At 58.6% G+C, this 25,040-nt stretch carries 22 protein-coding genes, 1 tRNA gene and 1 pseudogene; 17 read left to right on the top strand and 7 right to left on the bottom strand.

Annotated features, from left to right (window positions below):
- Positions 1 to 136: pseudogene (locus RMR13_RS06380) on the top strand (IS1595 family transposase); the annotation flags it as partial.
- A gap of 66 nt (positions 137 to 202) precedes the next feature.
- On the opposite strand, the gene RMR13_RS06375 reads toward RMR13_RS06380, so the two are convergent.
- From RMR13_RS06375 to RMR13_RS06365, 3 genes are all read right to left on the bottom strand, one after another.
- Positions 203 to 493, bottom strand: coding sequence for an integration host factor subunit alpha (locus RMR13_RS06375; RefSeq protein WP_309412655.1), 291 nt, complete (start codon positions 491 to 493; stop codon positions 203 to 205).
- A gap of 83 nt (positions 494 to 576) precedes the next feature.
- Positions 577 to 1,881 (bottom strand): phosphopyruvate hydratase, encoded by a 1,305-nt coding sequence (gene eno / locus RMR13_RS06370; RefSeq protein ID WP_310599801.1) that lies wholly within the window; start codon positions 1,879 to 1,881, stop codon positions 577 to 579.
- A gap of 33 nt (positions 1,882 to 1,914) precedes the next feature.
- Positions 1,915 to 3,120: a type II secretion system F family protein gene (locus RMR13_RS06365; RefSeq protein ID WP_310599800.1), complete on the bottom strand. Its 1,206-nt coding sequence runs from the start codon at positions 3,118 to 3,120 to the stop codon at positions 1,915 to 1,917.
- A 191-nt stretch (positions 3,121 to 3,311) separates the two neighbouring features.
- On the opposite strand from RMR13_RS06365, the gene RMR13_RS06360 reads away from it, so the two are divergent.
- On the top strand, positions 3,312 to 3,557 hold the full coding sequence (locus RMR13_RS06360; protein ID WP_310599799.1) for a PxxKW family cysteine-rich protein: 246 nt from the start codon (positions 3,312 to 3,314) through the stop codon (positions 3,555 to 3,557).
- 200 nt (positions 3,558 to 3,757) lie between these two features.
- Here RMR13_RS06360 and RMR13_RS06355 read toward each other — a convergent pair whose 3' ends face one another.
- Positions 3,758 to 4,447 (bottom strand): YggS family pyridoxal phosphate-dependent enzyme, encoded by a 690-nt coding sequence (locus RMR13_RS06355; RefSeq protein ID WP_310599798.1) that lies wholly within the window; start codon positions 4,445 to 4,447, stop codon positions 3,758 to 3,760.
- Positions 4,434 to 5,270 (bottom strand): TatD family hydrolase, encoded by an 837-nt coding sequence (locus RMR13_RS06350; protein WP_310599797.1) that lies wholly within the window; start codon positions 5,268 to 5,270, stop codon positions 4,434 to 4,436. Before RMR13_RS06350 ends, RMR13_RS06355 begins: the two co-directional genes overlap by 14 nt.
- A gap of 388 nt (positions 5,271 to 5,658) precedes the next feature.
- Here RMR13_RS06350 and RMR13_RS06345 point away from each other — a divergent pair, with 388 nt between their 5' ends.
- Genes RMR13_RS06345 through RMR13_RS06335 form a run of 3 tightly spaced genes read left to right on the top strand, consistent with a single transcriptional unit; the run spans position 5,659 to position 7,936 of the window.
- Positions 5,659 to 6,144: a hypothetical protein gene (locus RMR13_RS06345; RefSeq protein ID WP_310599796.1), complete on the top strand. Its 486-nt coding sequence runs from the start codon at positions 5,659 to 5,661 to the stop codon at positions 6,142 to 6,144.
- A gap of 5 nt (positions 6,145 to 6,149) precedes the next feature.
- Positions 6,150 to 7,361: a bifunctional phosphopantothenoylcysteine decarboxylase/phosphopantothenate--cysteine ligase CoaBC gene (coaBC, locus tag RMR13_RS06340; RefSeq protein ID WP_310599795.1), complete on the top strand. Its 1,212-nt coding sequence runs from the start codon at positions 6,150 to 6,152 to the stop codon at positions 7,359 to 7,361.
- A gap of 23 nt (positions 7,362 to 7,384) precedes the next feature.
- Positions 7,385 to 7,936: a DUF615 domain-containing protein gene (locus tag RMR13_RS06335; protein WP_310599794.1), complete on the top strand. Its 552-nt coding sequence runs from the start codon at positions 7,385 to 7,387 to the stop codon at positions 7,934 to 7,936.
- Between the two features lie 68 nt (positions 7,937 to 8,004).
- Here RMR13_RS06335 and RMR13_RS06330 read toward each other — a convergent pair whose 3' ends face one another.
- A complete protein-coding gene (locus RMR13_RS06330; RefSeq protein WP_310599793.1) occupies positions 8,005 to 8,916 on the bottom strand; it encodes an FAD-dependent oxidoreductase in 912 nt (303 codons plus the stop codon).
- A gap of 384 nt (positions 8,917 to 9,300) precedes the next feature.
- Here RMR13_RS06330 and tolQ point away from each other — a divergent pair, with 384 nt between their 5' ends.
- From tolQ to RMR13_RS06295, 7 genes are all read left to right on the top strand, one after another.
- A complete protein-coding gene (gene tolQ / locus RMR13_RS06325; RefSeq protein ID WP_310599792.1) occupies positions 9,301 to 9,993 on the top strand; it encodes a protein TolQ in 693 nt (230 codons plus the stop codon).
- A 4-nt stretch (positions 9,994 to 9,997) separates the two neighbouring features.
- Positions 9,998 to 10,420, top strand: a complete 423-nt coding sequence (gene tolR / locus RMR13_RS06320; RefSeq protein WP_310599791.1) for a protein TolR — start codon at positions 9,998 to 10,000, stop codon at positions 10,418 to 10,420.
- A gap of 19 nt (positions 10,421 to 10,439) precedes the next feature.
- The gene (gene tolA, locus RMR13_RS06315) at positions 10,440 to 11,588 is read left to right on the top strand and encodes a cell envelope integrity protein TolA (protein ID WP_310599790.1); all 1,149 of its coding nucleotides are present in this window, start codon (positions 10,440 to 10,442) and stop codon (positions 11,586 to 11,588) included.
- Between the two features lie 90 nt (positions 11,589 to 11,678).
- On the top strand, positions 11,679 to 12,932 hold the full coding sequence (tolB, locus tag RMR13_RS06310) for a Tol-Pal system beta propeller repeat protein TolB (protein WP_310599789.1): 1,254 nt from the start codon (positions 11,679 to 11,681) through the stop codon (positions 12,930 to 12,932).
- Positions 12,933 to 13,024: 92 nt separating this feature from the next.
- Positions 13,025 to 14,143 carry a tol-pal system protein YbgF gene (ybgF, locus tag RMR13_RS06305; protein ID WP_310599788.1) on the top strand — a complete coding sequence of 373 codons (1,119 nt, stop codon included), beginning with the start codon at positions 13,025 to 13,027 and terminating at the stop codon, positions 14,141 to 14,143.
- Positions 14,144 to 14,152: 9 nt separating this feature from the next.
- Positions 14,153 to 14,947 (top strand): TlyA family RNA methyltransferase, encoded by a 795-nt coding sequence (locus RMR13_RS06300; RefSeq protein WP_310599787.1) that lies wholly within the window; start codon positions 14,153 to 14,155, stop codon positions 14,945 to 14,947.
- A complete protein-coding gene (locus tag RMR13_RS06295; RefSeq protein ID WP_310599786.1) occupies positions 14,944 to 15,393 on the top strand; it encodes an SH3 domain-containing protein in 450 nt (149 codons plus the stop codon). The genes RMR13_RS06300 and RMR13_RS06295 overlap by 4 nt, the downstream gene beginning before the upstream one ends.
- Here the strand turns inward: RMR13_RS06295 and RMR13_RS06290 are convergent.
- A complete protein-coding gene (locus RMR13_RS06290) occupies positions 15,368 to 18,349 on the bottom strand; it encodes a DEAD/DEAH box helicase (protein ID WP_310599785.1) in 2,982 nt (993 codons plus the stop codon). The two genes, RMR13_RS06295 and RMR13_RS06290, sit on opposite strands and share 26 nt — an antisense overlap.
- A 197-nt stretch (positions 18,350 to 18,546) precedes the next feature.
- Here RMR13_RS06290 and RMR13_RS06285 point away from each other — a divergent pair, with 197 nt between their 5' ends.
- From RMR13_RS06285 to RMR13_RS06265, 5 genes are all read left to right on the top strand, one after another.
- Positions 18,547 to 20,232, top strand: a complete 1,686-nt coding sequence (locus RMR13_RS06285; protein WP_310599784.1) for a prephenate dehydratase domain-containing protein — start codon at positions 18,547 to 18,549, stop codon at positions 20,230 to 20,232.
- Between the two features lie 239 nt (positions 20,233 to 20,471).
- Complete coding sequence (locus RMR13_RS06280) at positions 20,472 to 21,128, top strand: zinc ribbon domain-containing protein (protein WP_310599783.1); 657 nt, start codon at positions 20,472 to 20,474, stop codon at positions 21,126 to 21,128.
- 53 nt (positions 21,129 to 21,181) lie between these two features.
- Positions 21,182 to 21,258: transfer RNA gene (locus RMR13_RS06275), tRNA-His, on the top strand.
- A 350-nt stretch (positions 21,259 to 21,608) separates the two neighbouring features.
- Entirely contained in the window at positions 21,609 to 22,793 is a 1,185-nt protein-coding gene (locus RMR13_RS06270) for an FIST C-terminal domain-containing protein (protein WP_310599782.1), read from the top strand.
- 14 nt (positions 22,794 to 22,807) lie between these two features.
- The gene (locus RMR13_RS06265) at positions 22,808 to 24,919 is read left to right on the top strand and encodes a response regulator (protein WP_310599781.1); all 2,112 of its coding nucleotides are present in this window, start codon (positions 22,808 to 22,810) and stop codon (positions 24,917 to 24,919) included.
- Positions 24,920 to 25,040 lie beyond the last annotated feature (121 nt).

Below are 25,040 nucleotides of genomic sequence, written 5' to 3'. Positions count from 1 at the left end.
GTACCTTGCCGAATTCTGCTATCGCTTCAATCGGCGGTTCCAATTGCACACTATGGTGAATCGGCTGATTCATGTGGCTCTGCAAACCCTACCCATCCCGCAACACCTCCTGAAGCAAGCTGAGATTCGATGGTAATCAGTAATAAAAAAGGCGCCTGCTACGCGCGGGCGCCTTGATGTGGGTAACTCAGAAAAAACGACGCTATTTGGAATTGTTGATCCGAGAGCGCAATATCCCCGATGGTTTGAAGGTAACCACTCGGCGCGCGTCAAGCGTCAATTCGCTGCCGGTTTGGGGATTGCGGCCCCGCCGGGACTTTTTATCCTTGATGTTGAATTTACCGAATCCGCTCAATAAGAGATCTTCACCGGTGATCAGCGAAGATTTGGAAAGCGACAGGAAGGTTTCAACAGAATCCGTGGATTGCGATTTGGTCAGGTTGGGATGGTTTTTGTACACTTGCTGTACAAGATCAGCCTTTGTCAGAGTCATGTTCCTTACCTCCAAGATAACTCGCAGTGAACGAATCGCATTGCAAACCTATTCAATATAATAGGAAGTAATACAGGAGGTTGTCAATACCCTTTTTGTAAGAAGGAAAAAGCTTCGGTACCGGCGAACTGGGCTGCCGAACCTAATTCCTCTTCAATACGTAATAGTTGATTGTACTTAGCCACCCGGTCGCTCCGCGAAGGTGCTCCGGTTTTAATTTGTCCGGTGTTCAGGGCAACCGCCAGGTCGGCGATGGTAGCGTCTTCGGTTTCACCGGAACGATGGGAAATAACAGCGGTGTACGATGCCCGGTGCGCCATGTCAACGGCATCGATCGTTTCGGTTACCGACCCGATCTGATTGAGTTTAATTAAAATGGAATTGGCAATGTTGCGGGCAATGCCTTTTTTGAGGATGCTGGTGTTGGTGACGAAAATATCGTCGCCGACCAACTGAATCTTGCTGCCGAGTGCCTGGGTCAGCTGCTGCCATCCATCCCAATCCGACTCGTCCAAGCCGTCTTCAATGGTGATGAGGGGATATTTGCTGACCCAATCGGCATAGAAGGCGATCATTTGCTCCGATGTCTTTTTGGGATGGGCTTCCGCGCCCAAAACATAGATTTTGTCGGTGGCGGAATAAAATTCGCTGGCCGCAGCGTCGATGCCGATAAAAACATCCTTGCCAGGGGAGTAGCCGGCTTGAACGATTCCTTCGAGGATGGATTCCATCGCTTCTTCGTTGGAACGCAAATTGGGGGCAAAACCGCCTTCATCGCCGCCCGCGGTTTGCAACCCCTTCTTTTTCAGTACGGATTTGAGGGCATGAAAGGTTTCCGCGCCCATGCGCAGAGCCTCGGCAAAGGAGCCGGCCCCGGCTGGCAGGATCATGAACTCCTGGATGTCGACGTTGTTGTCGGCATGAGCCCCCCCGTTAAGGATATTCATCATCGGCACCGGGAGGACCTTGGCGTTGACGCCTCCGAGATACTTGTAAAGAGGCAGTTCGAGTTCGGCGGCTGTCGCTTTGGCAATCGCCATCGAAACGCCGAGGATGGCATTTGCCCCCAAATTTTCCTTGCTGGCGGTGCCGTCAAGCGCCAGCATGGTATTGTCGACCACAGCCTGCTGTGAAGATTCAAAACCGAGCAAAGCCGGCGCAATGCGTTCGTTGACGTTTTCGACCGCTTTGAGCACCCCTTTGCCATTATAACGTTTGCTGTCGCCGGCATCGCGCAATTCCAAGGCTTCACGGGTGCCGGTGGAAGCTCCGGAAGGAACGGCCGCCCGCCCCATGGCACCGGTTTCAAGGTATACTTCGACTTCGACCGTCGGGTTGCCCCGGGAGTCGAGGATCTCTCTGGCAACGATGCCGGTTATTTCGCTCATGGCCATCTCTCCGAATTTATGTTGCTTTTTTTGTTAGACAACGCTGGCAATTTTAAATATCGGCAGATACATCGCCACAACAAGTCCGCCGATCATGCCGCCGAGAAAGACCATCATAAAAGGCTCGATCATGGCGGTCAAGTTTTCAACGGCCTGGTCAACCTCCTCGTCGTAAAAATCAGCGATTTTTTCCAGCATGATATCCAGGGCGCCCACCGATTCACCCACGTTGATCATCTGGACGACCATGTTGGGGAATACCCCGGATTCTTCAAGAGGTTCAGCAATGGCCCGGCCCTCAGCAATGCTTTCGGCAACCCGGATCACCGCCCGCTCGATGATTTTATTGCCCGCGGTCCGGGCGACCACCTGCAGCGCGTCGAGAATAGGCACACCGCTTTGCAGCAGGGTGCTCAGGGTTCTGGTGAACTTGGCAACCGCCACTTTACGTATCAGGGGACCTATGACCGGCGACCAAAGGATCATGTGGTCAATTCTCAGTCGGCCTTTATCGGTGCTGTATATTTTCTTGATGACCCAGGAGAGCAGAACGAAGCCGATGATAACGAAGATAATGTAGGATTGAAAAAAATTGCTGATCTCGATGACCATTTGGGTCGGCGCCGGCAGGGTTGAGCCGAAGTCCTTGAACATTTTTTCAAAGACCGGGACCACAAAGATCAAAATGACGCCAAGGATGAGTATCGAGATGCCAAGGCAGATGGTGGGGTAGGTCATGGCGCCTTTGATCTTTTTCTGCAGGGCCATGGCCTTTTCCTTGAAACCGGCCAATCTGGAGAGGATCGTGTCGAGAATACCGCCCAACTCGCCCGCTTCGATCATGTTGGCATACAAACTGTCGAAAATCTTCGGATGTTTGCGCATGGAATCGGCCAGGGTCGTACCGGTCTCGACATCGCCTTGAATGGAGGTGAGAACGGCCTTGAAGGTGGCGTTGCTCTGCTGCTTACCCAGAATCTGCAAGGATTGGACGAGAGGCAGGCCCGCATCGATCATGGTTGAGAGCTGGCGGGTGAAAATGACCAGGTCCCTACCTGTGACCTTGGGCTGGAAGAGCTTGATGTTTTCGAGGAGATCCTTGGGCTTTGGCTTGATGGTCGGATTATCGATCCGCATCCGCCGAAGTTGGGCGCGTGCCCCTGCTTCATCAATGGCCTCGACTTCGCCCTTGCGTTTTTCGCCGTAGCTGTTTTTTCCCTTCCAAACATAAATCGGCATGAGGAAATCTCCGGGAAAATTCCTGAAAGTTGGTAAGAGGTGTGTGGATAAGCTGTTGACAGAAACCAGGATAGTCTTTATAGATATCGCCTTCAAGCATCACGACCGCGATGTTTGGACAATCAATTAATTGTAGGGAAGTTTTTTTTCTGATTCAAGAAAAAGTTTATTTTTTTTCAGGAGTTGGCAATATGCAAGCGAGCAATGCGGCTAAATTCAGCGCCGGGTCGTTTCTGCCGGTTATCGAGCAGTGCAACGGATGTGAACGGATCGTCGAAGTGGAGGGCGGGCGGTTTTGTGACACATACATGAATCCGGCTGCAAAATGGCGCTTGGGTATCTGCAATTTCGCCACGCATGCTAAACCCGAGGTGAAGGTGGTGAAGATCCGCGTCAACCCGCTCAAGGCAGCCAAGCGGGCTTCCCGCCGGAAATAGCGCTTTTATCGTCCGAGCCGGAGAGAGCACTCTCTGTTGACAGAACCCCGAGTTCCGACTCCTCTCTCCGGTTTTTTCTCATTCATGCCACTCTTCTCTACCCGAATTCCTTCCGATCCGGAGTCAGGAATCGGGTAGTTTTTTGCGCACGATATGCAGCTGTTGGTCAGAGGAACAAAGCGCGGCGTGTCAGCGCATATCTATGCCTGTCTCTGGCCGAACAAGGCCGTCCCCACCCGAACAAGCGTCGCCCCTTCTTCAATGGCGACTGCATAGTCGCTGGACATTCCCATGGAAAGTTCGACCTCGGTATTGCTTGCAAAAAGATCGTAGGAGGCGAGCCGCAGAGCCAGTTGTCGCAATGCGCTGAAATAGGGACGACTCTGTTCCGGGTCGGGCGAGTAGGGCGGCATCGTCATCAGGCCGAGGATACGAAGGCTGGTCTCGCCGGCAATTCTCCGGAGCAGTTGCTCGGCCTGTTCAGGAAGCACCCCCGATTTCTGCGGCTCCCGGCCGATGTTGACCTGGAGAAAAATGGAGAGGGGTTTGTCGAGCAAACGGGCGTGGTTGTCCAGGGCAGCGGCCACTTTCCAGCGATCGACCGTTTCGATGACATCAAAAAGCTCTGCCGCCTGCCTTGCCTTGTTGCTCTGGAGGTGGCCGATGAAATGCCACTGGAGCAGAGCGGGCAGGCGCGTCATTTTATCGGCAGCCTCCTGGAGATAGTTCTCGCCGAACAATACCTGCCCGGCCTGCACGGCCTCGAGTATCAAATCGGTGCCCACGGTTTTACTGACGGCAACCAGTTTGACCGCTTCCGGGTTTCTTCCGGCTTGCCGGGCCGAACGGGCGATGGTTTCCCGGATACGGGCAAGATTATCTCGGACCATGATCATCGCGGGCGAGTTGAAACAGCCGAACGGCATTTGCGGTGGTGGCCTGCGCCACCTCGTCCAGGGAAAGCATTTTGAGATCGGCGATTCTTTGGGCAGTGAGCAGAAGCAATTTCGGCTCGTTGCGCTTGCCGCGGAAGGGGACCGGGGCCAGGTAGGGGCCATCGGTTTCCAGCAGCAGGTGCTGAAGGTCGATGGTGCGGGCAACCTCTTGCAATGCGTGGGCATTGGCAAAGGTGACCACACCGGGAATCGAGATCAAAAAGCCGGAGTCGATCATCGTCTCGGCCAGTCGCCGATCACCCGAAAAGCAGTGCATGACTCCTCCCTTGGGAAGGCCGGCTTGCTTGATCAGGCGGCATACGTCTTCGTGGGCTTCGCGATCGTGGATCACCACCGGCAAATCGAGCTCCCTGGCTAAATGCAACTGCTCCGAAAAGGCCCGTAGCTGCACCTCTCGTGGAGCGTAATTCTTGACATAATCAAGCCCGATTTCGCCGTATCCGACCACCAGCCGGTGCCCAGCCAGGTCGGCTATCCGGCGCAAGTTACCGGGGGTGGCTGTATGGGCGTCATGGGGGTGGATGCCCACGGTGGCGAAAATGTTGGGGCTGCGTTCGGCAAGCGACACCGCCTTCTCGGAACTGGACAGGTCGATCCCGATGGTGACGATGCGCCTAACGCCGTGATGGGCCGCAGAGTGAAGGACATCGGCCAGATCGGTCGAATAGTCCTCCATGTCGAGGTGGCAATGGGTATCTACGAGTTCTGATCGCGTTGAAAGCGCTGGTAGCGGCGCCGAGGGTGTTGCAGGTTGCATGAAGATGAAGGAGACGATGCCCTTTTATCAATGTTTGGGGCAACAAGGCCCGAACCTGTTGAAAATGACGCTGCCCACGCCTTCAGGCGGTAGACAGCGAGTTCTTATCATAGTGAATGTTTGTTGACATTAAAACCTTTATTTTTTACAACTGGTTGTCATGGTTTTTCCTCTCGTTTTTTCACCCGGTTCGGGGAGCGATCTCCGGATGCCAAGTTCCCAGCTCTGATCGATAGTGTCGGCTCCGGCATTGCGCCCAGTCCGCAACAGGGAAATGATTGGGTGAAAAATCGGGAAGAAAAAGGTGGTCGTGACCTGTCCCCCGATACGGGAAGGTCCCGGCATGAAACCGATGGAGTGTCCTCGATGAATCGAAGGGAGTGGTCAAATGCAGAAATCTAAGAGTATGCGGTGGGTTCTTTTTTTTGGCGTGGCCTTGACGCTGATGCTTACCGGCGGTTGTGCGAATAGGGGCATGGTGGGTTCTGACAGTGCAGGGGCACCGCAGCTGAGTAATTTTGCCGATGATATCAAGGATATAACGATTCCGACCGAACTCGAGTGGGACCGGAAGAGTTCGACGGTGATCAAGACCGAATCGTTCCGTGGCGGCATCTTCACCTATAAGGGGCGGGCGGAAGTCATGTCGCTCAAAGACTACATGGTCGCCTCCATGCAGGATAACAAATGGCGGCTGGTGGGCGAGACCGCTTCCAAAGACATCATGCTGGCTTTCGTCAAACCCAACAAGACCTGCATGATGGTGATTGCCGAAGGCGTGCTTGGTAAAACCGAACTCAAACTGTATGTGGCTATCGACAAGACCGGCGGCGCCAGCGGCGGCGGTGCCACGCACGATGCCTTCATGCAATAAGGCGAATGTCAGATCTGCGCGGTAAAAGAATCCTGCTCGGCGTTACCGGATCCATCGCCGCCTACAAGGCGGCCGATTGGCTCCGGTCGCTGATCAAGGAAGAAGCCGTGGTCACGGTCGTCATGACCGAGGCTGCCGAGCGGTTTGTCTCGCCGCTCACTTTTTCAGCCCTGAGCGGGCAGGCTGTGTATCGCGACATGTTTGACGAGGCGCCGGATCGGATCATGGCGCACATCAATCTTTCCAGGGAGGCGGATGCCATTCTGGTCGCGCCCGCCACGGCCCAGACCATTGCCCGGCTTGCCCATGGCATGGCGGACAACCTTCTGGGCACGGCTATCCTGGCCGCTCGCATTCCCGTGGTTATCTGTCCGGCGATGAATTCGTTCATGCTGAGTCATCCCGCCACCCAGGACAACATCCGGCGCCTGGAATCCTTTGGCTACCATTTCGTGCAACCGGGCAGCGGCGAACTCGCTTGCGGCGAGATCGGCGATGGCCGGCTGGCCGATTGGGATGCGGCCAGGGAGAAGCTGCTGTCCCTGTTTCAGCCCGATGACCTCAAGGGGCAGACCGTTTTAATCACCGCCGGTCCGACCCGGGAAGCCTTGGATCCGGCCCGCTTCCTCAGCAACCGCTCCAGCGGCAAGATGGGCTTCGCCCTGGCCCGAACCGCCCGACGCAGGGGGGCGGAAGTCATCCTGGTCGCCGGACCTGTGCAGTTGCTCGATCCGCCGGGGATTGAGATGGTACATGTGACCACTGCCGAAGAGATGCGGTTGGCGGTCATGGATCGGGCAGCGACGGCGGATGTCGTGGTCAAGTCCGCCGCGGTTGCCGATTTCAGACCTTTGGTGTGTGCCGACCATAAAATCAAAAAGGGCCAGCAGGGCATCCAACTCGATTTGATCAAGAATCTCGACATCCTGGCCGAATTGGGAGCCAAGCGCTCTCGCGGACGAATCCTGGTGGGCTTCGCCGCCGAAAGCCGCGACCACGCCGGCGAGGGACAGAGAAAGCTGCGGGAGAAAAACGTGGACCTGATGGTGGTCAACGATATCCTGGGCGCCACGACCGGCTTCGACGTGGAAACCAACCAGGTGACTCTGATCGATCACAGGGAAGCGCTTACCTTGCCGCTGCTCTCCAAAGAAGAGACCGCGGATCGGATCTGGGACAAGGTTCTTCAGCTGCAGAGCGAAGCGTCCGAGGCGTAGACGAGTCGGATGTTGGTGAGAGCATGCAGATAAGCCGGTCCGAGCAGAAAAGAAGGGTCAAGGAGACAGAGCGCCTGATGGCTGAACTGGTGACTCTGCCCGTCCCAATTGTGAACCAGGCGCCCGTGCCCGAGGAATTCAAGCAGCAAATCCGGGAGGCGGCTGCATTGCGAGGGGGAGCCCGGCAGCGCCAGATCAAATATCTGACCAAGATGGCGCAACAATTTCCGCTTGAGGCGCTCTACGATTTGGTCAGCCGGCATCGCGGCCATGCGCTGGCGAGCCAGAAACAGATGCATGCGCTGGAGTTTTATCGCGACGCCTTGATCGAGGAGGCGCTGGAGCAACAGGAACGTAGCCGGCACACGGGTGAGGCGTGCGAAGAACAGTGGCCCAGCCAAACCATAACCGCGTTGCAAGCCGAAATGCCGGAAATTGAACCGCTTGCCTTGCTGCGACTTGCCGCGCTCTTCGCCCGGACCCGAAATCCCCGTTATAGCCGCGAAATCTTTCGCTCTCTGCGGTCAGTCCAAGAAACGCGGCAGCGAAGAAACAGCCGCGCCAATGGAGAATGAGCTGGCGCTCCGTCCAGGTTATGGACCATTGCAGGGTCTCCCCGTTCCGGATGCAAAGTGAGAGTCTTCTAGTCTTCTTTCCTCATCTTGCGGGCATAGGTGGCCGCTTCTATGCCGGCGATGCATCCTTCGCCCACCGCTTTGGCCATCTGATAGGGAGGGCCGACAATATCGCCTGCGGCAAAAATTCCAGGAATATTGGTGGATTGATGCCGGTCGACCGCGATATGCTTGAACGATTCCGTATCCAGCTGGACGCCGATCTGGGTCGCCAGTTCTAGGGCGCCCTTGGACCCCAGCTCGATGAAGACCCCCTCGGTTTCCAAGGTTTGGCCGTTGGCCAGCATAAGCGAATTGACCATTTTCTCGCCATTGATCTGCTTGATCGAACCGTGGATGCGCTCGACCTTGCTTTTCTCCAACCGCTCCAGCAGTTCAGCCGAGACGTTGAGCTGTTCCGCGACCAGATAGACCTTGGACGCGTAGTCGAGAAGGGTCAGGGCGCCGTCCACGGCGGCACTGCGATCGCCGGTGACCGCGACGACCGCGCCCCGGTAGAAATTTGCGTCGCAATCCACGCAATAGGAAACGCCCCGGCCCGACAATTCCTTTTCACCGGGGACATTGAGTTTTTTCTTCGACATACCCATGGAAAAAATAAGAGAACGGCTGGCAATGGTCGCGCCGCTTTCCAGTTCGACATGAAAAAGATCGTCGGCCAAGGCGATACTCAACACATCCTCGCGAGAGGTCTCGGTGCCGAATCGCACCGCCTGCTCCACGCCGAGCCGCAGGAGATCGGCTCCTGAGGTGACCCCGGGGACAAAGGCATAGTTTTCGAGGTGGGCTTCGTACAGGGCCGAATTTTCGATGCGTCCCAGCATGAGAACCCGGGTTTTTCTTCTGGAGGCATGGATGGCGGCCTGAATGCCGGCAGGTCCCGTGCCGATGATGACGACATCGTATGTTTGAACGGACATGTGCTGCTCCTTGATCGATAAGAGGGGGAAAGCCTCGGGCGAGCCGTCATGGCTGTCGCGCATGGACTGCACTCGATGATTTGTACCTCATCCCCAGATCGAGGTCGACAGATTTATTGATTTCGTATATGTTTGAAGGTTATTGTTATCGCCTCTTAGGTCGGTGCGGCCTCTGCATCGAAGGCAGACCAACAGCAGTGCAATGTTCTCTTTGGCCCGCTTGCAGAATGTGCCGCTTACGCCAGGGTATAGGCTGTAGAGCGGGTTGTGTTTTTCAGCGTTTTTCCGGACGCGAGCTGCTGCAGGGGCTGGAGGCGAGGGCCGGGGCCGGTGGCGGCTCATACCTGACTCCTGGCAAGATGAACATCAACAACAGGGAACGTCGTGGAGTTATCTATTTTTGAAATTATGAAGCACGCCGGGCTGACGGGCAAATTAATCATGCTCATTTTGCTCGTTTTTTCGGTGCTTTCATGGTCCATTGTCATTATGAAATTTCTCGCGTTCAGAAAGGCCCGCAATGCTTCCCTGGATTTTCTCGACGCATTCTGGGAGAGCAAGACCCTGCACGAAGCGTACGAGGCGGCGCGCGAATACCCCTTGAGCCCTGAAGCCGCGGTCTTTGTTGCCGGTTATAACGAATTGAAGAAGATCAGTGCCGCCCGCAGCAGCGGACAGGTGCCCGCCACCCTGGAGATGCAGTTGGCCACCATGGACAATCTCAAGCGGGCGGTCCGCAAGGCGCAGTTCCTGGAGTCCGATCGCATGTCCAGTTCGATTTCAGTCCTGGCCACCACCGGCAGCGCCACTCCGTTCATTGGCCTGTTCGGCACGGTTTGGGGCATCATGGCTTCTTTCCAGAGCATCGGCGAAAGGGGTTCGGCCTCACTGGCCGTTGTCGCACCCGGCATATCGGAGGCGCTGGTCGCCACGGCAGCCGGCCTTGCCGTCGCCATTCCCGCAGTTATCTTTTTCAACTATTTTTCCAACAAGGTTGCCGGGATAGACTCCAATGTCGAGAGTTTCAGCACCGATTTCATCAACCTGATCGAGCGAGATATTCTCACGAGAACGTGACCGTATGGGACCTATAGGAAGCAACAGGGGCAAACGGGGCTTGGTCGCCGACATCAACGTGACCCCCCTGGTGGACGTCATGCTGGTGTTGCTCATCATTTTCATGGTGACCGCGCCGATGATGACCCAGGGATTGGAGGTCGATCTTCCCGAGGCGACCACCAAGGCGCTTCCCCAGCAGGAAGAACCCTTGGTGGTGACCATCAAGAAGGAAGGCGACGTTTACCTCAAGAAAGAAAAAATGACCTCGGCGACCTTGCAGCAGCAGTTGCGGATCATGTCCCCTGAAGTGAAGAAAGAGGGGATTTATCTCCGCGCCGACAAGAACGTTCCCTACGGTGTGGTCACCTCGACCATGGCCGACATCCATGCCGCGGGTTTCGATAAACTGGGAATGATCACCGTCCCGGCTGAACGAGACAAGTAAGAGCGATTGGCTGGGCTCCGTGCAGTATACCGAGACGGAATTTCATTTCCTCCAGCAGGAGGCTGAACAACGCTGGTGGCTGGCGTTCGTGCTGGCCCTCTGTGTCCATGGCGCGGTGGTCGCGACCCTGGTGCTCATGCCGTCGCTGTTTGCAAGCAAGCCGATTGTTGAAGAAGTCGTTTCGGTCAGCCTGGTGGCAATGCCCGATGTCGGAGGCGCTCCGGCTGCCCCGGCTCCGCCTGCCGCCGCCGGCCCTCCTCCCAAACCCGCCGCCGAAAAGGTCGAGCCGCCGCCCCCTCCTCCACCGAAGCCGGCGGCTCCACCCGAACCAGCAACTCCGCCGGAGCAGCTTGCGCCCACACCCAAAGAGAAGGTCGCGGTCCAACCGGAAGTGGCACCACCCGAGCCCGTTGATCTGAAAAACCCGATTTCCCTGGCGCCCGATAAACGCAAGATCAAGAAAAATCCGGACACCAGGCTGGAAGAGGAAAAGGTCAAGGAGCGCGAGCAAGAGCAGCGCAAACAGGAAGAGCGCGAACTGCAGAAAAAGCTGGAAGAACGCAAACGGGAAGCCGAGCAGCGCAAGCAAGAAGAGCGCGAGCTGCAGAAGAAGCTGGAAGAGCGCAAGCGGGAAGCCGAGCAGCGCAAACAGGAAGAGCGGCAAAAGGCCCTGGCCCAAGCGCGGCTTGAGCAGATCAAGGCCGAAAACGAAGCCCGGGCTGCCGCCGCCGAGGCGCGCGAACTGGCGGCCCAGGCCAATGCCGCCGCTGCCGCTGCCGCTGCGGTACGCGCCGACGCGAACCGCAGGTCGCAGGCCATGCAGAATGCCGTCAGCGGAGGAAGTTCTTCCGGCCGGCAACAGGCCGTGTCGATTGTCGAACAAACGTACTGGGGTGCTGTGGCGCAGCGGGTCAAGAGTTTCTGGGTGCTGCCGGAGATGCGCAAATGGGATTCGAGTCTGCTGGCCATGGTGGTGATCACCATCAACAAGAACGGTGAGGTCACCCGCATCCAGTTCGATCAGCGTTCCAAGGATCCGCTCTTTGATCAACTGGTGGAAAAGACAATCAGAAGCGCTGCGCCGCTACCGCGCTTCCCTGCACTGATGCAGCAGGAAACAACTGAAGTCGGGTTTAAATTCAGACCCGGCGAACTTGGCAATATGTAAGAGATCGTGTATATCTGGTAAGCCTTGCCCGATTTTTTTCTTCCTTTTTTCTTACGGTGAACGGTTATGTTGCCTAAACGACATGTTGCGATGACCCTGACGCTGGCCGCATGTTTTTTCCTCTGCCTGCTGCACGGGGAAAGCAAAGCTGAACCCGCCTATTTCGACATCACCGCTTCCGAGATGCGGAAAATCATGGTGGCGGTTCCCGGCTTTTCCGGTGATGGCCAGGCCACGGCGGTGACCCAGCTCCTGAGCAAGGGACTGGCCTTGCACACCTTTATCAGCGTCATTGATCCGAGCCGCTACGGCGGCGGCAACGATGCGGACTGGAAAAGCCTGGGTGCCGACTTTGTGGTTATCGGCAAAGTGGGCGCCGACCCGGCCGGCATGGCGGTCGAAGGGCAGATCCTCGACGTGGCCAGCGGCCGGATGCTGGTCAGCCGCCGCTACAAGGGCGGTACCGACCAAATCGAGGACATGACCCTGCGGCTGTGCGACTCCCTGATCGAGGATTTTACGGGCGAAAAGGGCGTTGCCCGCACCCGCATGGCCTATGTCTCCGATGCCACCGGCAGGAAAGAGGTGTATGTCAGCGACATTCTGGGACGCCATCCCCGGCAGGTGACCAGTCACCGCGCCCTGTGCGTTTCCCCCCGCTTTACTCCGGACGGCAATTACCTCGCCTATTCGACCTATCATCGTGGCAATCAGGATCTCTACATCACCGATTTGCGGCAGAACAGCACCACGACCTCGCTTTCCCGGCGCAAGGGCCTGAATCTTGCTCCCGCCTTCACTCCCGATGGCCAGCGCATGGTGGTGACCTTGAGCCAGAACGGCAATCCCGATTTGTACCTCATGAGCCGCCAGGGAGAAATCATCAAGCAATTGACCTCCGGGGCGGGGATCAACGTGTCCGCCTCCTTTGCGCCTGACGGCCAGACCATGGCCTTTGTCTCCGACCGGAGCGGCAAACCCAACGTCTATGTCATGAATGTCAACGGCGGCCAGGCCAAGCGCCTGACCTTCAAGTTCAGCGAGAACAGCGAACCCGCCTGGTCGCCCAAGGGGGACGAGATCGCCTTTACCGGCCTGCAAGGGGGCGTGTACCAGTTGTTTGTGATGGACCGGAACGGCGGCAATGTCCGGCAACTGAGCAGCGGTGGCGGCAGCTACGAATCGCCGACCTGGGCTCCGGACGGACGGCTGATCGCTGTCACTCGCAAGAGCGGCAGCCGGTCGGAGATTTGCGTGGTGAGCAAAAACGGCAAGGATATCCGGGTGCTGTTCACCATGCGAGGCAACCAGTCCTATCCGCAATGGTCCGGGCGGTTGCCCTGACCGGGTGAGCCGAGTATGCGGCACGATCCGGAATTATCTGGCTATTTGATTGGAATGTCGGTTGTTTTTGGAAATTAAGGAGCTTGACTGCAATGAAAACCCTGAAACATATAGCGGCGGCCGGATGTTCACTGTTCCTGTTGACGCAGTGTGCGACCCAGGATGAGGTCCAGAATCTGCAACGTCAGCTTCGCGCGGTGAACCAAAGAGTCGAGGATGTGCGGACCAACACGGTCGGCCAGATGCAAAAGCGGCAGGCCAGTTCGGTCAACAAGCTTGATCAGGTCGAGGACGAGACCTCGCGCATCCGTTCGAGCATCGAAGAAAATACCAGTCAAAACGCTCAGTTCCGCGATCAGGTCAACCAAAGCATTTCCAGGCTGCAGACCTCGGTGGACAGCTCGAAATCCAGCCAGGAGGCCAAGATCGTCGAGTTGAACCAAAAGATTTCGGTGCTTGAGGAAAAGCTGGCCATGGTCAGCGAGAATTTCAGCAGGGCGCAGCAGGAACGAATCGCCGAGGCCGAAAAGAGGGCGCAGGCCGCGGCACAAAAGGCCGAGGCCGCCAAGCAGAAGGCCGCGCAGGCAGGCGCCGCCGCCACCCAGCCCGTGCCGCCGCCACCCACTCCCGCCGCAGCCCCGTCTTCCGGTACCACCGGCGTGGTTAAGGTGAATCCGGACAGCAAGAAAACCAAGGTCGCGGCCGCGACTCCCGCCCCCCCGGAACCGACCGCTGCGAAAAAAACGCCGGAACCGACCAAGGAAAAAGAGCAAGCTGCCGCTCCGGCCAAGCAAGCCGCTGCGCCCGCACCGGAGAAAGCCGCGCCCGAGAAACCGGCGTCCTCCACCTCCGATTCGTTCAGCAGCGGCATGAATCAGTTCAAGGATAAAAAATACAAAGATGCCTACAAGTCCTTCGAGCAATCCCTTTCCGCCAATCCTAATGGCAGCCAGGCGGCCAAGTCGCTCTACTATATGGGGGAGAGTTTGTACAATCAGGGCGAGTACGATCTTGCCATTCTCGACTACCAGAAGGTGATTTCCAACCACGGCAAGGACTCGCTGGCGCCGAGCGCCCTGCTCAAGCAGGGGATGTCCTTTGAAAAACTGACCGATCACGAAACGGCCAAGATCATCTACAAGAAATTGATCAACGACTACGGCGGCAGTTCCGAGGCATCACAGGCCAAAGAGCGGCTCGGCAAGCTGTAAGAACGGCGCTTGTCGGCCGACAAACGGAAGCAGCGGCTCGATACCCTGCTGGTCGGGCAGGGGCTGGCGGACGATATTGAGACGGCTCGGCGATTGATTGGTGCCGGTTTGGTGCTGGTCGACACCCGAATTTGCGACAAGGCCGGCCAAGCCGTTGCCGCGGACAGCCTGCTGGCGCTCAAGACCGCCCGGCGGCGATTTGTCAGCAGGGGAGGGGAAAAGCTCGATGGTGCCCTGGACGGCGCCGGCATCGATCCCGACGGCTGGGTGTGCGCCGATATCGGCTGTTCAACCGGCGGGTTCACCGATTGCCTGCTGCAACGCGGAGCGCGCAAAGTGTACAGTGTCGATGTCGGCTACGGTTTGCTTGACTGGAAGCTGCGGCAGGACGGCCGAGTACGGGTGCTTGAGCGAACCAATGCCCGCCACTTGACCTGCGAGCAGATTGCAGATCCCCTCGATCTTGCCGTGATCGACGCCTCGTTCATTTCCCTCGAGCCGCTTCTGGCCCCCCTGTTGCCGCTCTTCCGCGATCTTGTCCGCATTTTCGCCCTGGTCAAACCGCAATTCCAGTTGCCGCGCGAGGCGGTGGGTCCCGGCGGCATTGTCAGCGACCCGGCTTTGCACCGACAGGCGCTCGGCATGGTGCGGCAATTCGGTGCATCGCTCGGCCTGCACTGTGCGGCCATGGTCGCCTCTCCCATCCGGGGGGCAAAAGGAAATCAGGAATTTTTCATGCTGCTGACCGGGGGAGCCGGTCCTGCACACGAATCAAGAAAAAACGAGGAAAAAGGAGAGAGATGATGGTTCGATCGCTGGGAAAAGGTTTGTTGTTCGGCATGTTGGCGACAGCTCTGGGCCTGAGCGGAGCTGTTGCCGCCGAATATGTGAGCGTGGTCAAGGACGGGGTCAACCTGCGTTCCGCTGCCGGCACCAATGCCGAGATTTTGTTTCAACTACCGCTCAACTATCCCCTGGAGGTGATCGGCAAGGATGGGCAATGGCTCAAGGTGAGCGACTACGAGGGAGACAAGGGCTACATCCAGGAGTCGCTGGTCGGCAAAACCCCCCATGTCATCGTCAAAGCCAAGGAATGCAAAATCTACAACGGCCCGAGCACCAAGGAAAAGGTGGTCGGCAACGGCGCCAAGGATGTCATCCTCCAGAAGGTGGAACAAAAAGGGGATTGGATCAAGGTCACGCATCCCAGCCTGACCGGTTGGGTCAACAAGAGTGCCGTCTGGCCGTGAGTGTCGCGTGCTGACGCGCCAGCATCGTTTGGATCGCCCCGGCAAAATCGACCGGCAGCCGCACCTCCTGTCCCGCCTTGTTCCGGAACAGCAGGTGTCGCTGCCGGAGCCCGAACAGAAAGAGATCGCGGGTTATTTCCACGTCTTTGCGGCAATATGCCGCCAGCTTGTCCATTTTTCCCTGCTTGAACCAGCGTAAGGCCGCCAAGCCGTCGCCGTCTTTGCGGATGCCCAGGGTGGTTTCCGCCACCCGATCCAGGCTGAGCCGATAGCCCAACTGCCCGGTGATCGCCTCCAATACATCAAACGACGGCAGCAGACCGAGATCGCGGCCGGTATAGGCCGACAGCACCTTGTTGTCAAAGCGCTTGTTGTTAAAGCCCACCACCAGCTCGAGCCGGTACAATCGCTCGATCAATTGCTCGATCCGGTCTTCGGTAAAAACGGTGCATGTTTGCGTGGCACCCTCGTATAAAACGGCCACGCTGATCCGCATCAGCTCGGCCCGGTGCCAGCCGCCCACTTCCTGGGCGGATTTCTGCGTTTCCACGTCAAAAACACCGTAATTTTCCGGCAGGCGAAACAAAGGCTGTGCCGGCTCGGCTTGCGGCACAGCACCCTCCCTTCGGGGCGCAGGTGCGTGTCTTGCTTTCGGCCGGGCCTGGGCCAGACGTTCCATGAGAAAAAGGCAGGCCCGTTTATCGATGGGGCGGTTGCCGGAGCCGCACTTCGGCGAATGGACGCAGGAGGGGCAGCCGAATTCGCAGGGACAATCGGCCACGGCCCGGCGGGTTTGCGCCAGGAGCGCGTCCATGCGGGAAAAGGCCTTCGCGGCCAGACCCATGCCGCCGGCATACCCGTCGTAAACGAAGACCGCCGGTCCCTCGACCTGGTGATGCCAGGGATGGGAAATGCCGCCGAGGTCGTTGCGGTCGCACAGTACAAAAAGTGGCATCATGCCGATGAGGGCGTGCTCCAGGGCGTGGATGCCGCCCATGAAGTGAAGACGTGCCGCCTCCATTTCCCGTTGGACCCCGGCGGGAATCTCGATCCAGAATCCTTCGGTTTCAAAGCATTGCGGCGGCAGCTCCAGAGGAATGCGGGCAAGAATCCGCAGGCTGCCCTGGGCAATTTTGTGGAAACCGGTGATCCGTTCGGTCACGCGTAGGGCGCCGCAATGGATGCGGGCCGGGCCCAGTTGCAGGCTTTGGCGCACGGCTACGATCTCGGTGTTTTTTTCGGCAAGCGCCCGGGTGAAGTAGGGGGGAGTGACCGCTGTCGCCAGCACTTCCCGGCCCTCCAGATCCAGACCGTCGATATGGTAGCTCCTGGCCATGTGCAGATAGATGGCGCCGGGGTGGCATTCGCGCAGGGCGCGGTGGGCGTCGATCTCCCCCAGCGGCTGGCGCCGGGGTTGCTCTCTGATGGTCAGTGTCACCCCGCCGCCGCGCAGGTTGACCTGGCGCTGGGGGTAGGTTCGTGGCGAAAACCAGGTGGCGCCGTCCCCCGACTGGAGCAACTGGCCGGAACCGGTCAACCGCTCGACCAACCCGGCGGCCGATTCGGGTTGCAGCAGGGGTTCGGTGGCAGCGAGCGGCAGCTCGGCGGCGGCGCAAACCATCTGAGGGCCGGCAATATGGGGATTGTCGGGATTCATGGTCACCGGTTCCACCGGCCGGGAGAAAAAATCCTCGGGACAGCGCATGAAATGCTGATCCAAGGCGTCCTCGTGGCCGATGAGCACCACCAGCGATTCCCGGCCGCCACGGCCCACCCGCCCGGCACGCTGCCAGGTGGCCATCATCGAGCCGGGATAGCCGACCAGAATGCAGATGTCGAGATTGCCGATATCGATCCCCAATTCCAGGGCCGAGGTGGAAATAACCCCCAGCAGGTTGCCGTCGGCCAGTTTTTCCTCGATGTCCCGCCGTTCTTCCGGCAAAAAACCGGAACGATAGGAGGCGATCAATTCCTTGCGTTCCTTGAGCCGCTGCCCGGTCCACATGGCGATCAATTCGGTCATCTTGCGCGACTGGCAATAGACGATGGTGCGCAAGCCCCGGCTGATCGCTGCCTCCAGCAATTGGGTGGCGCTGGTGGCCGCCGAATCGAGCGGATTGAGCAGCACGACATGGCGGGCGGCATGGCCGGCCCCGGAACGGACGACTTCGGCGGCCGGCGCATCGAGCAGCAGCCGCGCGTGTTCGCCGGGGTTGCCGATGGTGGCCGAGGCCAGGATGAAGACCGGGTCGGCGCCGTACAGGCGGCAGATTCGCCGCAGCCGCCGCAGCACCCAGGCCACGTGCGAACCGAAAACGCCCCGGTAGGTGTGGACCTCGTCGATGACCACGTGGCGCAGATGGCTCCAGAACTGGCCCCAACGATCGTGGTAGGGCAGCATCGCCAGGTGAAGCATGTCCGGATTGGTGATCAGCACCGGCGGGGTTGTTTCCCTGATTTTTTTGCGCTGGTAAGCGGTGGTGTCGCCGTCGTAGATTGCGGCGATGGGACGATCGCCCCGGATGGCCTCGGGTAACAGGTGCCACAGGGTGTCGGCGGTTTTGAGTTGGTCCTGGGCCAGGGCTTTGAGGGGAAAAAGATACAGGGCCTTGGCGGCCGGCTCCTTGAGCAGGGTGTGGAGCACCGGCAGGGTGTAAATCAGGCTCTTGCCCGAGGCGGTGGGGGTGGCCACCACCGTGTTGCTGCCGGCCAGGACATGGGCGATGGCCTCCTGCTGATGGGTGTAGAGCTCCGGTGCGCCGATGTCGCGCAGCAATTGGCACAAAAATCCGTCCAGATGTGCAGGCGGTGCCGTGCTGGCTGCCGCGGCCGCCATTGTCCGGTGGGCCACCACCTGCGGCCCGAATTTACCCGATGCCTTTAAGGCGGCGACATATTCCCCGACCGTGCCGTTTTCCCGGTCCGGTCCGGCCTTGCCGGTTTCCGTTTGCTTCATGAAAGAAAAAAATCTTGCCTATCGGCCATGGAGAATGTAATTGACCACGTGGTAGTTATTTTACGAATGTAGCTCGCATTCTGCGCTTTTTCCTTCCTGAAATATCTCCATGCGTTGCATCGGTGCGCGCCGCCGCGCTTTGCGCCCGGCCCTGCCGGTGCGCCGACCGTGCACAACCCCAGCAGGTACATTGCTCCATGAAATCGATCGCCACCCTCGGGCCGGAACATTCCCAGTCATGGCAGGCTGCCGTCCAGTATGACAACGAAGCGGAAATCCGCCTTTATCCACATGTCAAGGCACTGCTCGACGCCTTTGCCGCCCACGAGGTCGAGTACGCCGTGCTGCCGGTGTATAATACCCGCGAAGGGGAAAAGAAACAGTATTTCCGTTTCTTCGATCAGATCAAATCCGGCTACTGGGTCGACAACATCATCCTCCATTCCACTCTGTCCCTGGGCGTGTTCGACGAGGAAACCACCGTGGCCGACCTGCGCCTGTTGGTCGGCAAGCGCGAGGCGTTCAACCAATGCGAGGAGTTCATCGAAAACCGGCTGCCCGGCGTCACCGAGCTGAGCGTCCAGGATATCGAGCAGGCCGTGGCCGGCATCCGGCAGGAGAGAGCAACCAAGGGTAAGGCGGTGATCGACAGCGCCGAGACGCTCAACGCCCTCGGCCTGCGGATCGTCGAGCGCGAGGTCGCGCCGCACAACCGTACCCGCTACGCGGTGCTCGGCCACAGCCTTGCGCCCATGACCGGCTACGACGCCACCACCTTGATCACCGAACCGCTGGACGACCGGGTGGGCATCCTGGTCGACATTCTCAGCGAGTTTTCCCGCCGCGGCATCAATATCGCCGACATGCGCACCGAGAACGACATCAAAACTCAAAAGTTGCGCATCTATCTCGAGGCGGAAGGGCACATCCAAACCGACACCCTGGCCAGCGCCCTGGCCCATATCGAGTCGCGGGTCATCCAGCAGCAGGGCATGATTCGCGTTTTGGGCAGTTTTCCCAGGGTCGACATGCGGACCAAGTACATCAAGTCGTTCGGCTTCATCGGCACGGGAGCCATGAGCAGATGGTTTGCCGACCGGCTGGAGAGCGAAGGCTACGAGGTCGCGCTCACCGGCCGTTCCACCGCGCTGCGGCCGGAAGAGATGGTGCGGCAGGTCGATGTGGTGGTGGTCTGTGTGCCGATTTCGGTCACTTCCGCCATTGTGCGCCAATACGGGCCGCTGATCGGGCCCGGCAAGGCCCTGATTCTGCTTGCCGGCGAATCGGAAGAGACCATCAAGGCTGCCCTGGCATCGACCAACGACGAGGTCGAGATTATGCTCATGCATAATCTTTGGGGGCCCCAGGCCGCCACCATGAAGGACAAGAACGCCATTGTGGTGCGCACGCCGCGCAGCGGCATGTTCTGCAGCGAATTCGAGGCGTTTCTCTACAAGCACGGGGCGGACATCTATCACGATTCCCCCTCCAAGCACGATCTGCTGATGGGCATCGGCCAGAAACTGCCCACCCTGATCTCGGTCGCCCTGGCCATGACCCTGCACGACAACGGTATCACCAGCGAGGATATCGCCAGCCACTGCACCCTGACCTCGCTCTATCCCATCCTGGCCATGTCCCGGGTGCATTCCCAGAATCCGCGCACCTATGCCGAAATCATGTCGACCGCCGGCGACAGCCGCAAGATCGTTGTCGATTTCGCCAAGAACCTGCAGCAGGTGATCGAGATGGCCGATGCCGCTTCCATTGCCGGCCTCTGCGACTTGATCGACGCCAATGCCGGCCACTTGAGCGAATCGTTTCTCCAGGCCCGGATGCAGCAGGCCAAGGCGGTCGACGAAGTGCTCGGGCGGATGATGTGAAGCTTGTGGTTGACCCTGTCCGGGGCAATGGTTACCCTAGCGGCATGATTGATCCCCGGAAAAGAAAACTCGCGTTGCTGGTTATCGTGCTGCTGTGGGGCATTGTTCTCCTGGTGCAGCCGTTTTCCCGCTCCAGCAGCACCTGACCCATCCCGAGCATGCCGCCGGTCGGCGGCCCGCCATGCCCTCTGCCCCAGGCGGCAGATCCCATACAACCACGTTGAGGAGCCAGAACGTCCATGCTGTCCACCCTGTTGCGATATATCGAAGAGAAGCATTACTGCCCGCATTGCAGCGGCGACCTGACCCTGTGCCATGCGCCGCCCGTTCACGTGGGGGACGGACTGGGCTGGGGCTCGGAATATCTTTTCATCTGCCTCAACGACTCCTGCCCGCTCTTTGTCAAGGGATGGGAATACATTGCCAACCAGTACGGGCATGTCGGCTCCTACCGGTATATGGAACTCCCTAATTCCAAGGAAAATTACAGCATGATGGTAATTTCCAAGGAGGCCTTTACCGGCAGCATCGTCGATATCGAGGCGATCAAGCGCCAGAACGAACAGTATCAGTGCCAACAGGAGGCCCTGGCCACCCTGGATACCTGCCTGGAGAAACGGCAGCTTGATCCGGTGCTGACGGTTTTGCTGGACGAATCGATCCGGGTCGACGACCGTAAGCGGGCGGTTGCCCTGCTGGTCCCCTTAAACGACGTCGCCTGCGTCGAACCGCTGCGTAACCATGCCTTCAGAGACCCGCATCTGGAGCAGGAAGTCAATCTGGCCATCAACAAGATCCTGGCGGCCCATTTCCTCAAGGAGTGCCCGCACTGTGCCGAGCTGATCAAGGCCCGGGCCACGGTCTGCAAGCATTGCCAGCGGGAGTTGGCAGCCTGACTTTCTGCTTGCGAAAAAAAGGGCGTGCGGGTATAAAAGCGCACGTTTGCGTGGTGAGCGTAGCTCAGTTGGTGGCAGCACCGGGTTGTGGCCTCGGAGGTCGTGGGTTCAAGTCCCATCGCTCACCCCATTCGTCTTGTCAAACACGTTCCCAGCACCGCTTAAGCCCGCTTTCCAGCCAGGAAAGCGGGCTTTTTTGTGGCCTGGCGATGTCGCTGCCAATCCCTTACCGGCCGTGAACAAGCGCAGGGACGCGTGCTGTCTTTCAATCCGGCACCGAGATGAAAAGAATCCGGCCTTGGGAGGCGAATCGCGGTTTTCCGCCAGATATTCCTGCAATTACAAGGGCTGGGCAGGAACGGTAATGACTATCTTTTTACAAACGGTTGTGGCATACTTGACTTCTCTACCGGGTGACAATCCCACCTGTACGGTTGTCTTGCCGCTCCCGAATTCGACATGGCAAGTGAGGAATATTTTATGCGTAGCGCGACTGCCATCAGCCATGAAGTAGACGACGTTTTCCTGGCCGCACGGGAATTGGCCGACAGCATCAAAAAGCAGCTTGTCTTGCAACAGCACTCCCTGGGGCTGATTTTCTGCGATGCCGACACGGACGGGGCTGCCCTGACCGGTGAGCTGCACGCCCTTCTGGGCATGGAGATCGCCGGTATGACCACGCTTGCGGCCTTGAGCCCTCAGGGGCGCCATGAGGCCGCGATCGTGTTGACCGTGCTCACCGCCGACGACTGCCTTTTTTCCCCGGGCGCGTCCGCCTCGCTCAAGGCCGACGACTTCCAGGACCGCATCGCCCGCACTTATCAAGCAACCATTCCCCAGGGGGGTGACAAAGGCCCTGGCGTGATCCTCACCTTCTGCCCCTTTGGCCTGTCCTTTTCCGGAGACCATTACCCCGCCGTGCTTTCCAGGGTGGCGAACAACGCTCCCGTCATGGGCGGCGTCGCCTCGGACGACTACGACTACGAGCGCGCGCGCGTATTCCTTTCCGGCAAGGAATACCAGGATGCCATGGTGCTGGTCAGTCTGTGGGGCAACGTGCGGCCCGTATTTGCGATTCGGCACGTCACTTCACGCTTTGCCGAGCGTATCCGCCGGGTCACCGAAGCGGAAAACAATATCGTGCGCAAGGTCGGAGAGGAAACCTTTGTCGAGTATCTGCAAGGCTTCGGCCTCAAGACCGATGTGGACGACCCCTTGCTGGCCTTCAACTCGTATCCCATGATGCTGCGACAGGGAGATGGGGACGAGACGCCGATCATGCGGCACATCTCCGGTTTGAACCGGGCCGATGGGTCCGGATCCTTTGTCGGCGACGTTCCCGTCGGTGCCCAGGCCAACATCTGCATGATCAACAAGGCGGATATCGTCGCGGCCTGCAGGGAATCCATGCTGACTTTGCTGAACGAGGGCCGGGCACACTCCGATTATGCCTATTCCACCATCCTGTGCATCTCCTGCTGCGGACGCTCCATGATCCTGAGCGGCGACGCGGGTGAAGAAGGGCGCATCCTGGCAGAGATGCTGCCCGAGGGTTTGACGCTTGGTGGGGCCTACTGCTTGGGGGAGATTTGCCCCACCCGTTATAAAAACGGCCTTGCCACCAACCGCTTCCACAACTGTTCCATCATTTTCTGCATGTTATAGCCACGTAAAACAAGATGCCCCCCCCTGACGAAACCGCTGAAAAAAACAGGGAGAAGGAATACAGCTTACTGCTTCGCAAATATAAAAAGCTGGAGCGAGATTTCCGCGCCCTTTCCTTTACTCACGAGCAAACCGAGCGCCTGCGCGATACCAACGAGGCCGCCAAGGAACTCTCCAATTTCTATAACCGCCTGCTTCTGAAAAATACCCCCGGCATCACTTTCATGCTGGATCACGCCCTCCGTTTCGTGCTGGGCAGCGCCAGGATGGTGGATTTTCTCGGCTACACCGACCGGCGCGAGATGGTGGACATGCCCTTTGCCTCGCTTTTTGCCGCCGCCATGCCCGCGTCATGGATCGCCGCGACCGAGGCGCGCTGCCGCGAGGTGCTGGAAACCCGCCACCCCCACACCTACGAAGAAAGCGTGGCGATGAACCGGTTCGGGGAAATCGTCTTTCAACTGTCCATCACGCCGGCCGAAGAGGAAAACGGCGAATGCCGTGGCGTGGTGGTGATCATGAACGACATCTCCGAGTTGTCCCGGGCCAAGGAGGATGCCCTGCGCGCCAGTTCGGCCAAAAGCGATTTTCTGGCCAATATGAGCCACGAAATACGCACCCCCATCAACGCGATCATTGGCATGACCACCATCGGCAAGGCCGCCGCCGAACTGGAAAGAAAGAATTACGCCTTTGCCAAGATCGAGGGAGCCTCCGCCCACCTGCTGGGGGTGATCAACGATATTTTGGACATGTCCAAAATTGAGGCTGGCAAGTTCGAGTTGTCGCCAGTGGAGTTCAGTTTTGAAAAACTGCTCCAACGAATCGTCAATGTCATCAATTTCCGGGTCGAGGAGAAGCACCAGCATTTCAGGGTGCATGTCGACGAAAAGATCCCGGATATGCTGGTGGCCGACGACCAGCGCCTGTCCCAGGTCATCACCAATCTGCTTGCCAACGCCGTCAAGTTCACGCCGGAAGAGGGCACCGTGCTCCTGAACGCGCATTGCGAGCGAGAGGAGGACGATCGTGTCGGTCTGCGTATCGAGGTGAGCGATACCGGCATCGGCATCGACGCCGAACAGCAGACCCGTCTGTTCCAATCCTTCCAGCAGGCCGAAAGCAGCACCACGCGCAAGTTCGGCGGCACCGGGCTGGGCTTGGCCATTTCCAAACGCATCGTCGACATGATGGGCGGGAAAATCTGGGTGGAATCCGAGTCGGGACACGGGGCGACGTTCATTTTCACTATCTCGGCCGGACGCGGGACGACAGCCGCGGCCAAAGGCCTGCCCACCGCCCCGGACTGGGCCGGCATCCGGGTGCTGGCGGTGGATGAGGAACCGGATGTCCTGGAATATTTCCAAACGATTGCCGACAAGATCGGCTTTGTCTGCGACACGGCTTCCGGTGGCCAGGAGGCCCTGGCCAGGATAGCGCGCAACGAGCCCTACGATTTTTATTTCATCGACTGGGCAATGCCGGGTATCGACGGGCTGGAGCTGACTCGCCGGATCAAGGCGGACAACAACCGCCAGGCCACCGTGATCATGGTCTCATCCGTGGAATGGAGCGTGCTGGAACGCGATGCCCAAAATGCCGGGGTGGATGGTTTCCTGCCCAAGCCGTTGTTCGCCTCGGCCATCGCCGACTGCATCAGCGCGCGCCTGAGTCTGAAGAAGGAAGCGGAGGGGCAAGATGCCGCGGCCGGGGGGGACGAGTCCTATGCCGGCCACCGGATACTTTTGGCCGAAGACGTGGAGTTGAACAGGGAAATCGTCCTGTCGCTGCTCGAACCCACCGAACTGACCGTGGATTGCGCGGAAAACGGTGCGGCGGCGGTGCGGATGTTCAGTGCCGATCCGCAGCGCTACGACATGATCTTCATGGACATCCACATGCCGGAAATGGATGGGTATGAAGCCACCCGGCGCATTCGGGCGCTGGAGATCCCGTGGGCCGGACAGATCCCCATCGTGGCCATGACCGCCAATGTTTTTCGCGAGGATATCGAAAAATGCCTGGCCACGGGCATGAACGACCACATCGGTAAACCGCTGGATTTCAATGACGTTCTGGAGAAACTCCGCCGTTATTTATCGCAGGGGGGACAACAGACGGGGTAACTGCCGCCGGGGCCTGGCAGGCACTGGCTTCAAGATGAGGGACGACCAGTCTCCAGCCGTCGGCAACGGCAACAACATCGGTTTCCAGGCGAGTATTTTTCTTTTCACCGACAATTCCCGC

Origin of the sequence: Desulfobulbus sp., assembly GCF_031547805.1 — a bacterium.
Taxonomy (GTDB): domain Bacteria; phylum Desulfobacterota; class Desulfobulbia; order Desulfobulbales; family Desulfobulbaceae; genus Desulfobulbus.
This window is presented reverse-complemented; position numbering and strand designations above follow the sequence as displayed.